Origin of the sequence: Flavobacterium sp. CFBP9031, from assembly GCF_034044945.1 — a bacterium.
In the GTDB taxonomy this organism is placed as follows: Bacteria; Bacteroidota; Bacteroidia; order Flavobacteriales; family Flavobacteriaceae; genus Flavobacterium.
The window spans coordinates 102,833-120,499 of record NZ_JAXCWF010000015.1; the positions used below are offsets into that span (position 1 = coordinate 102,833).

General features: G+C 36.1%; 1 protein-coding gene. It reads left to right on the forward strand.

What is annotated here, in order from left to right:
* Positions 1-25 precede the first annotated feature (25 nt).
* Positions 26-17,647, forward strand: a complete 17,622-nt coding sequence (locus SOM12_RS21515; RefSeq protein WP_320495397.1) for a T9SS type B sorting domain-containing protein — start codon at positions 26-28, stop codon at positions 17,645-17,647.
* Positions 17,648-17,667: the final 20 nt, after the last annotated feature.

Here is a 17,667-nt window from a genome sequence, read left to right on the forward strand (position 1 = left end):
AAAAGGCCACAACAAAATGAAGACTATGAAAAAACCTACTATTTTTAAAGTATTTATTGCAGCTGTATTTCTCTTGCTCGGGATTTCTTCTTACGGTCAGTTAAGAAAGAATTTTGATCCAAGGTATAATACAAGTTTAAAAGGAGATATTTTAGTTATTGGAAACAATATCTTGAATAGAGATGGAGGAGGAAGAAACAACCGTCCAAATAATGCTTTCGATTCGCAAGGTACCGGTACTACAGCGAACGATAATTTGGATATGAAGTATATCGACATAGATAATGATGCAGCAACTTTCAATTCTAGTTCGGCAACATTGGTTATTCCAGATGCAAGTAAAGATTGTTACGAAATTGCTTATGCCGCTTTATATTGGTCGGGAACTTATCAAGGCTCTGATAGAAACAATATTAATAAGGTTAAATTAAAAACGGGCACTAGCGCTTATAAGGATATAACAGGAAGTATAATTTGGGATGAAGGAGCATCAGGAGTAAACAATGCCTATCTTTCAAAGCCTTATGCTTGTTTTAAAGAAATTACGGCAGAAGTTAAGGCTGCCGGTCCGGGTCTATATACTATAGCAGATTTAGTTTGTTCTCAAGGGTCACTTAACCCTGGAGGTGGAAACTCTGCAGGATGGAGTATTTACGTAATTTATAAAGATCCAAAACTGCCAAGTAAATACATTACTAGTTTTGATGGTTTCAGTATGATTAGAAGTACTGATCCTCCTTTGGATATTCCGATTAGTGGCTTTACAACGAATCCTGAAGGAAATGTAAATGTAAAATTAGGATTTAGTGCTTTAGAGGGGGATAATCCTTTAGAAGGTGACGGATTACAATTTAAAGGTGGAAAATCTGCTCTATGGGGGCCTATATCTTCATTAGCTAGACCAATTACGCCAGAAGTCCCTCCTTCTAGATGGGATGCAGGAAGTCCTGCTAAACCTAACTTTTTTAATAGTACGATTACTGACGGAGATGCAATTTTGGGTGGTCGTACACCAGCGAGTAAAAATACTTTAGGTTATGATGCCGGAGTGGTTAAAGTTTTAAATGATGGCAATAATATCATTCAAAATAATGAGACGAGTGCGACGCTAAGAATTAATACTTCGCAGGATTCGTACTTTATGTTCTTTACTGCCATATCGGTTGAAATTATTGAACCTAAAATTGTACTTACAAAAATCGTTAAAAACTCGAATGGAGATAATATTGGAGGGCAAACGGTAACATTAGGTCAGCAATTAAATTACGAAATTGGTTTTAAAAATACAGGTAATGATGATGCGACTTCTTTTACAATTCGTGATCAGCTGCCTATCAATATTATTTTTAATTATCCAACAGATTTATTGCCATTACCAGATGGTGTAACGGTAAAAAGTTGGAACCCTACTACAAGAAGTATTGTTTTTGATGTTCGTAGTGATATCGTTAAAGTAGGTTTAACAGAAAAAACAATAAAATTTAAAGTGCAGGTAATTCCTGATTGTACAATGCTTGATGAAGCTTGTTCAAACAGTATCGATAACTCTGCATACGCTACATATAAAGGTTCTCAAAATACCTCTTTCACAATATCGGATGACCCGAGTGTGGATACTAATACAGGATGTATTTTGGTACCAAAAGCAACCAACTTTTTAGTAGGTGTTGAGGGTTGTCAATATGATAGAAAACGTACTTTGTGTACAGAGACGTTGGATATTACTGCAGCAAATGGTTACTCAACATATACTTGGTACAGCGATAAGGAAAAAACTAAAAAAATAGGAACAGGACAGACTCTAACGGTTAAAGATCCGGGGACTTATTATGTTTACAATGAAGCGCCAGCACCTTGTAGATCTATTTTTGAGAAATTTACTGTTGAAAGATTTGGTGAAACTGCAAAGAATCCAGTATTGGATGTTGCAGATCAAATTGTAATTTGTCCTAACGATGGTAAAGAATTGCCAAAGATATTTTTGTGTGGAGCAAATGCATCAAGACTAATTCAGACAGGAATTAATGATAGTTCTAATATCGTTTGGGAAAGGCTTGACACAAGCAGCTGTAAAGCCGTAACGAACGAAAATTGTGCTAACGAAAGTACAGATTGTAAATGGATACAAGTAAGTACGGGTCCAGATTTTACTGCAAAAGATGCTGGACAATACCGTTTGACAATTAATTATTCTGGTAGCTGTTTCAACCGTTTTTACTTTAATGTTTTCACTAATCCATTAGCACCAACAGAAGAACATGTTGATATGCTTTGTGGTAGCAATGGAAGTATTACAGTACGTGACGTTCCTGCAGGATACCAGTATGCAATTAAAACAAGTCCAACTGCGACTATCCAAGATTGGGAATGGCAAGACAGCAATACTTTCCCTATTTACAATCCGGATGCATATACGATTTATATTAGACAAAAAGGGGTAACTACAAACCCATGTATTTTTAAAATACCTAATATTTTAATCAGAAGATTAAACCTAACATTAGATGGTAAGAAAACAGATCCGATCTGTCCAACTGATTTAGGAAGTGCAAGTGTTGGAATCAAAGATTTTGAAGGGCCATATTATATTTATCTTTATAATCAGGCAACTGGACAAATTGAAAAACAAGATGGTCCTGTTACAGCTTTAGATTATAGTTTTTCATCTTTAAGTTACGGAACTTACGGTAAAAACTATTATATCAGAGTTACAAGCAGTCCTATAGACCAGACTCCAGCGCCAAAATGTGATGTATCTTATTATTTTGAAATAAAAGCGCCTTCAAGCCAATTAAAAGCATTTGCAACATTACAAGAACCTTTTACAGCTTGTAGTGATGGTAAACTATTATTATCAGCTTCGGGAGGAAAAGCACCATACGCTTATTTTATAAACGGATCTCCAACACGTGTTGATACCAATCCGGTTATTATTACAGAAGCAAAAACATACGAGATTAGAGTCGTTGACGATGCAGGTTGTTCTGCAACAACTTCTATTACTATACCAGAAGTTTCAAAACCTACTTTTGATGTGAATCATACAAGTAGTGCTTGTTATGATGGTTCGTCTTCTATTAGAATTGAAAATATTGTGCCTAATGGTAACATTTTGGCCTATAGTATTGACAATGGACTTAGTTATTCTGGAAATACTACTTTCCTTAATTTGAATCCAGGTGTTTATAAAGTTATTGTTAGATATAGTGTTACTTATACAGTAAACAATGTACAACAAAGAAAAGACTGTTTTACTGATCCAATCGATGTAACAATTACAGGTCCAACATCAGCACTTACTGCATCTGGAGGTGTAGCAGCATTAGCAGGCTGTACGTTGCCAGATACAAATGGTGATAATCAAGGAGGAAAATTAAGAATTAACAATGTCGAGGGAGGAACTCCTCCATACCAATACGATTTTGGTGATGGCAAAGGTTGGGTAAATGTAAATGAGGCAGATGTTATGCCAAATACTACTGGTTATACTTTAAGAGTTAAAGATAATGCAGGATGTATTTTTACGATAACAGATAAGATTATTTTAGATCCTAAACCAACAGATCCGACAATTGATGATCCTATTACAGTTTATAGTTGTGATGGTAAGGCTTCTACAACCATAACGGTAAGAAATCCTCAAAACACAAATTATACTTATGAATACTATATTGATGGAACACCTAATACACCAATAACAAATAACGTATTTACAAATGTTCCAGCAGGAAATCATAAAATAAAAGTTAAATATACAGTAACCAAAGTTCCTACTTATAGTAACTTATTAAGAGAGGATTTTGGTCTTGGTTCGTATACAACAACACCAGGAATTAACCCAGGTTATTGCTTTGAAGATGAGACATCAACACATTTAGCTCCAGATTATAAATGTAATAGAGATGAATGGATAAATGATGGTGAATATGCAGTAGCAAGTTCAATTAGAACTAGATTTAATGATTCTTGGATAGTAGCCAAAGATCATACAGTGCCTACTAGTCCGTTAGGAAGATTTTTATGTGTGAACGTTGGAGGTACAGCAGGTATTGGAGGAATCTTATATAGTAAGCCAATTCGAGATGTTATTGTAAATCAACCCGTTATTATTTCGTTATGGGCAGAAAATCTTATTGTTAAAACATCAACTTCTCATGCTGATCCAAAATTAACTATTCAATTAATTAATAACTTGAATGGAGTTGGAGGTACAGAAACGATTGTTGCAACAACAGATACTTCAAACCCTTGGGTAGTTCCAAAAAGCGAGCAATGGGAATATAAAGAATTATCATTAAATCCAGGAGCATACACTAATTTAAGTTTTGTTATTAGATCTTATAGTAACGAATTTAATGGTAACGATGTATTGATTGATGATATCTGGGTACGCCAGATTCCTGCAAGTTGTGATGCAGAGAAAGAATTTACAGCTATTATAGAAGATAACAAAGGCTTTAAAGCCGATACGCCAATTGTTGATAACTTAACTTGTATTGATAAAGCTGACGGAATAATTACAATTCCGGTTAGTAACTTTAATCCTGCAACAGGATATTATTATACAGTAAATGGTGGAGGTTTACAAAATTCAAGTGCTTCACCTCTAGTTTTAGATAAGTTAGCTGCAGGAAATTATACAGTAGTTGTTCAGTATGATACTGCTGGAAATTGTTCTACAAGTTATTCAAGAAGTGTAACTGCTCCAGAAGCTGTTACTGCATTGGCTACTGTAACGACTCAGCCAACATGTATAGACGGTGCTGTAATTAAGGCTTCTGCAAAAGGCGGAAAACCAAATTATAAATATCAGTTAGAACGTCCAGATGGAACAATTGTAATAGCATTCCAGACTGAAGATACTTTCAACTTGCCCTTAACTGCGACAGGTGACTTTGTAGTGGTAGTAAAAGATTCTGGAGATTGTTCTTCAGCAGCTTCTGATAAGGTAACTGTTGTTGGAGCAGTACCTCCTACAGCGACTTTAGATCCTAGTTCAGATCTTTGTTATGATGCTGGAAACAAAGCAACTTTGGTTGTAAGTGTTAGCGGCGGAAAAGCACCTTACCATTACAGTTTGGATGGTGTGAATTATCAGGATTCAGAAAAATTCGAGAATTTAGGTTCAGGTAATTATACAATCTACGTTAGAGATGCAAATGGCTGTAATGCTACGCCACTTACAAATATTGCAATAGGAACACAAGTTACAGCATATGCAGAGGTAACAAAACCATTAGATTGTACAAATTCGCCAAACGCGCAGATTACAATTACAGCTCAAAACGGAACACCAGGCTATACTTATGAAGTATCTATTAATGGAGCTCCTTTTGTAGCAATAGGATCTAATGTTTACCCAGCTTCGGGAACTGGATCTTATGTATTTAGAGTTACAGATTCTAAAGGATGTCCTGCTTTAACAACTGCAGTAACTGTAGATGCTAAACTGGAACCAACAGGATCTACTACGCCAATAAACCCTAAATGTTATAATGGTAATAACGGAAGCTTTACAGTTATACCAGCTGGCGGAAATGGTGGACCATACGAATTTAGTTTTGACGGAGGTAATTTTACCACTTCTGCAACGCATTCTAACTTAGATGCATTTGTTGGTGCAACAAATACAAAAACGTATAAATATCAAGTAAAAGATGGTAAAGGATGTCTTTCACCTATTTACGATGTTGTATTAACAAACCCAACAGAGGTTAAAGTTACTGGTAGCTTCCCTGCTAATACTACATGTAGCTCTACAGCAGTAATTACAATTGTTGGTGCAGGTGGTGCAGGTAACTATACGTACAACTTTGATGGTGGTACAAATTATAATAATGTAACGACTAAAACAGTTACTTTAACTAATGCTGAGCAAACTATTAAATTCTATGTAAAAGATGGAAATGGATGTACAGCTGAAGGTGAAGTTAAAGTTCCGGCATTTAACCCGCCAACAGGAATCACGATTTCTAATCCTGCTGCAATTACATGTAATACAGGAAGTACAACAACAAGTCTTACATTAACAGCCAACGGTGGTATTGCTCCGTATACATACGAAGTTACTGCTGGACCAGTTACGCCAGCAGCGCAAACTGGAAACACAGCTACATTCACTGGTCTAACAGCAGGTTACTATGAATTTAAAGTGACAGATGCAAGAGGTTGTACAGCTACAGGATCAAAAACTATTGCTGATGGGGTTAAAATTAAAGCTGATGTTCAAAAAACAGATGAATTATGTGCGGGTTCTAAAAACGGTACTGCTACATTTACTGTTTCTGATGTAAGCAGTACAGGTAACTTTACATATACTTTTACTCCTAATACAGGTACACCAAATGTTAATGGTAATAAAGTTACTTATACAAATTTAGCGCCTGGAACTTATACTTTTGTTGCTACAGATAGAGCAACGGGTTGTAGCTCTGACAGCAAAGAAGCTATCGTTGGTGCAGCTACTCCAATTACTTTTGATGTTAATGCTTCAAAAATTAGCTGTAATAATAAATTTACAACAATAACAATTTCAAATTTACAGGGTGGAACAGGAAACTATTCTTATGCATTTGCAGCAAGTGGTTCAACAAGTCCATCAACACCTTACGGATCAACTTTAACAGTAGATACATCAGTTCTTACAACAAGTATAGATGTATACGTTAAAGATGCAAATAATTGTGCTATTAAGAAAACAGTCTCTGTTGGAACAGAGGATCTTCCAAAAATGGATCCTATTGCAGCACAGTGTTACCTAGGAACTCCAATTTCTGTAAAAATTACAGGTACATATGCATTGCCAGCAACATTTAGTAAGGATGGTACTAATTTTGGAACTGCTGATACATTTAATTTAACACCTGGAAATTATAAATTAACGGTAAAAGATAAATTCGGTTGTATCGATTTTATTAATTACGTAGTGGCTGAACAATTAACAATTACTCCATCAGTAGTTGCAGATACAGATTGTACGCCAAATACAACAATAAGCTTATCTTCTGCAGGAGGAACAGGAACTCGTACTTATGCAGTTTCATTCAATGGAGGGGGTTACTCAACAGTAACAAGCCCTTACACAGCAAGTGCAGCAGGAACTTATAAATTTAGAGTTAACGATACTGCAAACCCAGTTTGTTATGCTTATACAGCAGATATTACGGTTACTCTAAAATCTACAGTTTTAACAATAAGTACATCTAAAGTTGATGTAAAATGTTATGGAGCAAAAACAGGAAGTATTTTGGTAACATCTACTTCTGGAAAAGCGCCATTTACATATACGATTACCAAAAGAGGTTCTTCACCAGCAGAGGTTTATAATGTAAATAATCCTTCAGGATTAGGGGCAGGTATTTATGATATTGTGGTAGAAGATGCTTTAGGTTGTAAATCGGCTACAGCAGATGTTACTATAGCAGAACCAGCTGAGTTAACAGCCGATGCAAGTATTGACCCATTTACTTGTAACACTACAAATACTAAAGAACCTAAAAATGTTACCGTTACAGGAACAGGAGGAGTGCTTCCTTATTCATACAGCTTTAATGGAGGATCTTATGGTCCATCAAACACTTTAGAAGTTGTAGATAATACAAAAACACAGACTGTTAGATATTCTATCATGGATGGTAATGGTTGTACAACTGCTGTTAAAACACTTACAATCTTACCGCTTAATCCGCCTAAGATTGCAAAAGTTGACGTAACAAAAATTTATTGTGATCCAGTTGCTAGCAGAAAAAGTACCGCAACAATTACATTAGTTGCTGGTAGCGGAGCTGTAACTTCTTACACAATCGTTTCAGGACAAACGAATACTACTGGAGCTACTTCAGGAGTATTTACTGATCTTGATTCTGGTAACTATACTTTCAGAGCAACAGCTTCAAATGGTTGTTATGATGAGTTTAGTATTAATATTCCACCAGTAGTTTCTATTACTGCAGCAGCAAATAAACTTAATGATGTTTATTGTTATGCGATTCCAAAAGAAACTACAGGAGCTATTAGATATACAGTAGGTAAATTTGTAAGTACTTACAGCTATACAGTTAATGGAGTTGTGACAGCTACAAATCAGACTGCGACTTCTTTCGATTTAACTAATCTTGGAGAAGGAACATACGATGTAGTATTTACAGATGAAACTACATTATGTATTTTCTCAACAAAAGTTGTAATTACACAGCCTACAGATGCTTTAGTTTTACATTTAGATTCTAATGTAAATGCAAACTGTAACAAAGCAACGTCTAAAGTAACAGTACATGCTACTGGAGGAACGTTAGATTATAAATATGCATTTAAACAAAACAATGTAGCTCCAACAGATTCTGATTACAAAGATGCTGCAAGTGCAGATCTTAGCCCAGTAATGAACACAGAATGGGATGTTTGGGTTAAAGATGCTAATAATTGTACAGCTAAGATAGACGTAACTATTGATACTGATTTAGCACCAACTGTTGATGTTAAAGTAAACAATCAATGTACAGTTTCTGGTAACGCATTTATTATAGAAGCAACAGGTAATGGTGGTGTTGCACCATATACTTATACAATTAATACAGGTGTTGCACCAAGTCCAGATAATATATTTACTGTTGGCGCAGGAACATACACGATTACGGTTAAAGATGCTAACGGTTGTACAGGAACAGCACCAATTACTGTTTATGATGCAATGACGGTTAGTGCAGACATCACTAAAGAACTTACATGTGCTGCTGTAACACCAGTAGATGGAAACATTAAGGTTAAAGTGGTAACTGGAGGAAAACCAAACTTTACTTATAAAGTAAAAATAGATGCAGGCTCTTACCCAACTACAGGAACACCTTTTACAGGAACATCTTTCGATTATCCAGTAACAGCGGCAGGAACGTATCAGTTTGAAATTACTGATGCTAATGGCTGTATAAAAGAAACAATAGCAGTTGAATTAAAAGATCCTCAAACGGTTGTGGTAAAAGATACTCCAACAAGTCCAACTTGTAATGGAGATGCAGACGGATCTGTAACACTTGAGGCAACAGCAGGAGAAGGACCATTTAAATTTAGTTTTAACGGAGGACTTTTCTTAGATAAATTTATTTATGGAGGATTAATTGCAGGAAACTATCCTTATACAGTAAGAGATAGTAAAGGTTGTGAGGCTTCTGGAATAGCTATTGTTACTGCTCCTGCGGCTATTATACCAGTAATTAAAGCAAATGGAATTACATGTCTAAGTACAAAACCAGGAAGTATAGATGTAAATCTTACAGCTGCTTCTGGAGGTACAGCACCATTTACATACTATTTGTATGATAATACAATGGCAGTAAAAGGAACTTATATTGCAAATGCAGCAGATGCATTGGTAAAGCATAATTTCCCTAATTTAGATTTTGGTGACTACTTTATTCATATAGTAGACGCAAAAGGATGTAAGTATGAGAGTACTGCGATAAGAATTGAACCACTTCCATATTTGGCTTTTGAAGCTGAGACTATTGGAATGGATTGCGAGGAAGGTATCACTGTTAGAGTTAAAGTAACAGGTGGTACAGCAGATTTTGAATATTCTATTTATGGACTTGGTCAGTCTTCTGGCATTGTACCTGACAAAGAGTGGGATTTCAAAAAATTAGAGCAGAATACGACTTATAATTTTATGGTTGTAGATGCGAACGGATGTCCATCGTATTTAGAATATACTACACCTAAGATTTCAGATATTACGGCAGACGTTACGCCAAAAGATGTAACATGTTTTAATGCAGGAAATGGTGAATTAAGTTTTGAAGTAAAAGATTTAGGCGCAGGAACTACTCATATTTATTATGAAGTAAGAGATAACTTAACTAATCTGCCAATTCTAAGCCCTAAATTTGGTGATATCACTGCAGCTCCTTACACAGGAACGATTACAGGTTTATTGCCAGGTAATTATATTCTTTATGTAAAAGAAATAGACGGAACTAAATGTTCTACAACAACGAAATTCCAAATTAAACAGCCAGCTTCAGCACTTGATGCTAGTATTACTAAAGTGGTGAATGCAACTTGCGATAAAAATGCTTTTGTAACAATTAGCGCAGGTGGAGGAACAGGACCTTATACTTATGGTTTCTATACTGCACCAGCTACAGCACCAGCTTCATTTGGAAGTGAAAATGTTTTAGAGTTGCCATATTCTCCAACTACTACAAACTATAACATTGTTATAAAAGATGCTAATGAATGTGAGAAAGAACTAGGTCAGATAATTTCTAAAGACCCAAGTCCAGAAATTAGTTTAGATGTAGATAACAAATGTGTTAGCGAAGATACTTTCGGAATCGTAGTAACATTGTCTAACGTAGGAATGCCAGGATATTCTATTAAAGTTGACGATGGAGTTTTTGTACCATATACTGGAACATTCCCGTATACAATACCAAATTTACACTCTGGAGAACATGAAATTACAATAAAAGACAAAAACAACTGTACAGATGTTAAGAAGATAACAATTGACGCTCCATTAAAACTTGAAGCTTCAAATCTTGTTCTGCCAAATTGTAATGATGATAATGGTGGAGTAACATTAGTTCCAAGTGGAGGATCAGGAAATTATGGTTATAGTATTTTACCAAGTTTCCCAAGTGTATCTATAGTAGGCAATACAATTACAGGATTACAAGCTGGTAAGTATGTAGTAACAATGACCGACCTTACAAATGTTGGATGTACTACTACAACAGAATTTGAATTGCCAGCTGGAACTCCAGTTACTTTTGATGCTGTAGCTACAGATGTACTTTGTCTTGGAGATTCAAACGGAACTATTACAGTAAATTTACTTGCAGGTAATAATGAACCTCCGTATACTTACGAAATTGCATTAGTATCAGGAGCGCCTCTACCATTAGGTATTGTACAGACAGATAACGTATTTAGTAATCTTCCGATAGGAGATTATAGAATTACGGTGACTTCTAAGAGATTGTGTTCTTTATATAAAGATTACACTATTGGAGGACCAACTGTTGCTTTAGGAGCCATTGTTGCTCTGAAAGATTTTGGATGTCTTTCAGGAAGCGATCCAGAACTTGCAGAAGTTACAATTACTGGAACGGGAGGTACAGCATCGTATCTATATAATTTTGATGGAAGTGCAAATTATACGAAAGAAAATAAAGTAACGATTCCAAATGACGGAAACCCTCATACGGTAAATTACTATGTAATCGATAAGAATGGTTGTAAAACAAATGGTTCTACAATTGTTAATCCGTTTACGAAATTAGACGATATTGATTTTGCTCAAACGATAGTAGCAACATGTCCAGATGAAGAAACACAAGTTACTTTAACAGTAATAGGAGGTTATGCAATTGATAAATATGAAATTGTTTCACCATTCACTAAAGACAACGGAACTTCAAATGTATTTGACAACTTACTTGCTGGAACTTATATGTTTAAAGTAACAGATGAGAGAGGATGTTCTATCGAAAGACCTTATGTAATTGAAAAATTAGATAAAATTGATATTGTTAAAACATCACAAATCAATGTAAGCTGTAACACAATAAACGGAACCAATAACAACGGTGAGGCAACTTTCACAGTTTCAGACTTTAGTACTGCTGGTTACACAGTTGTTGTTACAAGTACACCAACTGGATTAGCTCACAACGCTCCTACAACAGCAGGTGATGTAGTTACAATAGATGGTCTTGTTGAAGGAACTTACACAGTAACAGTAACAGATAATACAACAAATTGTTCGAAATCTGCAGATGTTACCATTACAATGCCAGCTCCAATTGTATTTACTGCAACGGGTAGCAATGTATATTGTTCTGAAGATAATTCTACAATTACAATTACAAACATTGTAGGTGGAACGCCAAATTATTCTTATGCAGCAGTTATAAGAAATCAACCAGCTCCAGTAGCGTTTGCAGCGTCTACTGTTCCATTGGTGGTTGATACAGATTTGACAAACCTATTATGGGATGTTTATATTAAAGATGCGAATGGTTGCGTTTCAGCGCCAATCCCAGTAGATATTGATCTTGACGCAGCTCCAGTTCTTAATATGCCTGTACAACAGTGTTTTGTAGATGTTGACTTGACTGTAGATCTTGATGCTCTTGCTACAACATACAATAATGTTAAAACATTTACGATTGATGGATTGCCAACAGGTGCTATAGCGACATTTACAAAAGCAGGTTCATATAAAATCGTTTTAACAGATGAGCATGGTTGTTCAGATGAGAAAATTTATATTATTCAAGAGCGTTTAACAGCTGCAGCAACATTAGAGAAAGATCTTTATTGTGAAGTAGGTAATGAAGCAGCAAAAATTGTTGTTGAAGTAAAAGGTGGTGTAAAAGATTATACATACCAAATGTACCTAGACGGTGTTGCAGTATTCCCAGCTCCAAAAACAGCTACGGGTGATTTTACAGAATTTGTAACTGCTGAAGGAGATTACACTTTTGAAATCTCAGACAGTAACTTACCATGTACATTTACAACTATTCCTGTAACGGTTACAGATCCAGAGCCAATTACTCTTGGAGATTCGCATACAGATGTATTATGTTGGAATGACAGCAATGGAACTTTAACAGTTGTACCAACTGGTGGAGTAGAACCATATTCATATGTGCTTTCTGGAACAGTTACAAATACAACAGGAGATGTAAGCGGTGTTTATACCGATTTACCTCAAGGTACGTATACAGTTCAAGTTACAGATGGTAAAGGTTGTACGACTACTTCGGCTAATATTATAATTATTCAGCCAAATAAGTTAGATCAAGAGTATGCTATTACAGCAAATAATGCTTGTAATAGATTTACAGAAATTGTGGTAACAGGTAAAGAAGGTACGGCACCTTACCAATATAATTTTGACGGAAATGGATACGATGATACAAATAGTATCTCTGTACCAAATGACGGTTCAGTTGCATCAGTTACCTATACGGTTAGAGATGCTAATGGTTGTGAAACACCACCAGTAACAGTTCCGATTGTTCCATTAAACAAACCGAGTGCTTTAGAATTCTTAGCAACTGCTATTACTTGTAATCCTGCAAACGCTACTAGTACTGTTACAGTAACAGCTACAAACGGTGTAGGTGCGTTAGAATTTAAAATTATAGAATTCAACGGTGTGGCAACTACGCTTTATCCACCAGTTTCAACAACTGGAAGTGCAGATCCAGCCGTATTTACAGGATTACCTTTCGGTGAATATAAATTTGAGGTAACAGATAGTTTTAAATGTTCATTCACTGATATATTGACTATCAAAGACGTTGTTAAAATCCAAGCTACAGGTGATGCTTTCGCGAAATCTTGTATCGGTACAGACGACGGAAAAGTAGTCTTTACAATGTCTGATTTCAAAGGAGCATATACTTACTCAGTAACTAAAGATGGTGCTGCTTTTGTTGGACCAATTACAACTGCTGATACAGAGGTTACTTTAGCGAATTTAGCAATAGGAGTTTATGAGATTAGTGTTGTTGATGATATAACAACTTGCCCAATAACTTTCAGCGTTACGGTTAACGATCCTATCGATGTAACTGTTTCAGAAGAAGATAACGTAAATGCTAATTGTAAAACTGGTGCAGTAGTGACAGTTTTAGGACACGGAGGAGCTGGAGATTATACCTATTCTTTTGTTGCAGCGGGAGCAGCTTACGGTACATTTGAACCAGAAGCTACTAGAGTATTAAATCCTGCTACGGCGAGTTGGTATGTATATGCGAAAGATAAAAACGGATGTATCTCTCAACCGATAACGGTTAACATTACAACTGATCCGTTGCCAAGTAACTTTACAGCAAAAGTTACATCACATTGTGCTGATAGTAATGGAAATTATGAAATTGTAGTAGACGATTCTGTTGCTATTGGAGTAGGTCCATTTACATATAGTATTGGTGGAGGATTCCAAATTTCTAAATCATTTACAGTGAACGTGGCAAAAGCTTACGATATCACAGTACGCGATAAATTTGGTTGTGAGACTAAATTCCCAGCTCTAGTAACTATTTTACAGCCTTTAGAATTGGATACTAAAATTTTAGATTGGCCAAGTTGTGATGAAGGAGACGGAAGAATTAGTGTTACAGCAACTGGTGGTTCAGGAAATTACAGTTATTCAATTGACGGACAACCTGCAGTAACAACTACGACAGCTGAATTTACAGGTTTAGATTCTGGTTCTCACACAATCGATGTGATTGATACAACGACTAACTGTCCAATTTCAACAACGGTGGTTATTGCTCCAGCAACTAAAATTGATGGTTTCAAAGCAGTTCCTACTCCTGTTACATGTTTCAGTTATACAGATGGTAAAATTAGAGCAAGCATTACTCCAGGAGTAAATGATAACCCTATATACAAATATAGAATCAACAACGGTCCACTTCAAGAAAGCGGATTGTTTGAAGGATTAGCAGCTGGAGATTACAGAGTTGAAGTATTCTCAGGAAGAGGTTGTACAGCCTTTATTGATGTAAAAGTTGAAGGACCTAAAGCAATTGTGGTTCCAGATCCAGCTGTGGTGCAGTACTTATGTACTAGCGGTAACACTAGCAATTTTGCAACAATCACAGTAACTGGTGTTACTGGAGGTTCTGAAAATTATGATAAGTACACTTATGAGTTTATTAGAAATGGTGTAAGAGTTTACAAAGGAGAAAGAAATGTGTATACTCAAACCGATTTTACAGGTGGAAATTTCGTAGTAAAAGTTTATGACGAAAATGGTTGTGAGGGTACCAATCCAACAACTTGGGTAATTAATCCATTCATCCGTTTAGACAAAGTAAATGTAAGAGTTGATGATGCAATCACTTGTCCTACTAAAGAAAACATTACAGTATCGGTAGATGCGACAGGAGGTACACCAGCTAACTTAGAATATTCAATCGCTTATTCTTCTAGTGCTACTGTACCAGGAAATGCGCCAAATGCAAATGGAGTATTTACAGATTTAGGAATTGGTGAATATATTATTACAGTTCTGAATAAAGATACTGGCTGTTTATTGCAGAAAGTTCACAATGTGTTTGATCCAAATACATTCAGTATTCAAGCAGTTGCTGTAAATGGAGAAATTTGTTTCAATGCTACTGATGGAAGCGTAGATTTAACTTTTGTAGACAATCAGATAGTTCCAAAAGACGATGCTGGTAGATTTGATTATGTAGTGACTGGTCCGTCGCCAAGTACAGCGGTAGTAGCTTCAGGTCAATCACCAACAGCAGGTCCACAAAGGGTTTCTAATTTGAGCGCTGGTTTATACAAAGTTGTGGCTACTTTAGTAGGTGATCCTAAATGTTCTGTAGAAACATTATTTACGATCAGTCAGCCAAACGAAGCATTAGTTGCAACATCAGCAAAAGTGGATATTACATGTATTGCTGGTAACAATGACGGTGAAATCTCTGTTAGTGCAACAGGAGGTTGGAACACATCTTACCAATATCAATTAGTAAGAGGTACAACTGTTGTAGAAGATTATTCAAGTAAGACGAACTATCCAGGTCTAACAGCAGGTGTTTATACCATAAACGTTAAAGACGCTAAAGGTTGTATGGCATCTACAAGTCAGACTTTAATAGTGCCAGTGCCTATTAATGCTACAGCAAGTGCAAATGTTACAACGTTACCATGTTTTGGAGATAAATCTGGTGTAGTTACCGTGAGCCCTCCAACAGGTGGTCAAGGAAGCAACTATATGTATACTTTAAATATACTTTCTGAAGATCCTGTAATTTCATCAGGACCATTCTCTTCTCCAGTTTTCTCTGGATTAGGAGCAGGAAGATATAGTGTAACAATAACTGATGGATTCTCTTGTGAGTTTACAACTAATGAAGTTGAAATAAAAGATCCACTAAAAGTATTAGCTACTTTAGTAGAGTCTAGAGCACAAACTTGTCAGACTTTAACACAGCTTACGCTAAGTGCCGAAGGAGGAACAGGACCATATAGATATAGTGCAGATGGAACAACAATATTAGGTACATTCGCATCTTCAGTTTCATTTGAAGTGCCGGTAGGTTCTTATAAGTATTTTGTTTTTGATGCTAACGGATGTAGAAGTGTTGTTTCTAATACAGTTACAATCTATGCATTAACTCCATTAGATGTTAAACTGGATGTTTCAAGTGCAGTTGTAAAATGTACAGGAGAAGCTACAGGAGTAATTACTGCAGAAGCAGTAGGAGGGTTAGGTCACTATTCTTATACATTGTTAAACGCAACAGACGGAATTGTTCGTCCAGCTCAAGACAATGGAGTATTTGCTGATCTTCCAATTGGAACATATAGAGTAGCAGTTGAAAGTGTGGATTGTAAAGATAGATCTGAATTGGTTGTTATTACGGAACCAAGAGAAGCTTTACAAGCACAATTTAAACCAACTGATGTTACTTGTTTCGGTGAGAATAATGGTAAACTTGAAATAATTGCTTCAGGTGGAACAGGAGTTATTAAATATGCAATTTCTCCAAATCTGAACCAGTTTGATACTAAAGTGATATTTGAGAAATTGGCGCCTGGTGATTACCAAGCTATAGCTCAGGACGAAAACGGATGTTTTGTATTGTACGATTTCACTATCTCACAACCAAGACCTGTAGTTGTAACTGAAGTTCCAAACTCAATGATACCAGAAGTTTGTGACGGAGATAAAGATGGTGCATTTAGTATCGAAATTAAAGGTGGTACTTTACCTTACAGCGTAAGTTTAGATGCTCCAAACGGACCATTTACTGCAGGTACTGCAACACAAACAGTGTTTGACTTTACAAACCTTAAAGGTGGAGCACATACAGTGTATGTAAAAGATGCAAACAACTGTCCGGTAGATTTCGTAGAGAATATGCCAAACGCTGTAATTCTTAACCCAACTGCAGAAGTAACATATGATTGTGTTAACAATGCACAGGCAAATATGGTAGTAGTAACAATCGATGCTTCTATCACAAACCCTGCAGAGGTAGATTACTCTCTTGACAATAATGGAACATTCCAACCAAGTAACATTTTCACAAATGTTGCCCCAGGAAGCCACTTCATTGTTGCTAGACATACTAACGGATGTGAAGTGCCAACTCCAATTTTTGAAGTAGCAGCTGTAGATCCAGTAAGTTTAATTGACGTTACAAACCAAAGCAAAGACATCAACACAATTGTTGTAAAAGCTTCTGGTGGAGTTGCTCCTTACGAGTACAGCTTCAATGGTGAATCATTCTCATCATCTAATAGCTATAGAATCTACAAATCTGGTGATTATGTAGTGATCGTAAGAGACAAAAATGGTTGTGAGGCAACAATAACAGTTCAGGGTACATTCTATGACTTCTGTCTGCCAAACTACTTCACTCCAAACGGTGACGGACAAAATGATACTATTGGTCCAGATTGTGGTGCATTAGCATACAAAGAGTTAACTTTCGATATTTATGATAGATATGGTAGAGTAGTAGCGAAATACCACGTAGGTCAAAAATGGGATGGTAGATATCATGGAAACGAATTACCAACGGGTGATTACTGGTATGTTCTTAAATTAAATGATCCTAAAGATCCAAGAGAATTTGTCGGACATTTCACTTTATACAGATAACAAAATTATAGCCCCAATGA

Excerpts from the sequence above, each read along its gene's own strand:
- SOM12_RS21515 (WP_320495397.1), top strand. The coding sequence starts at position 26 with ATGAAAAAACCTACTATTTTTAAAGTATTTATTGCAGCTGTATTTCTC.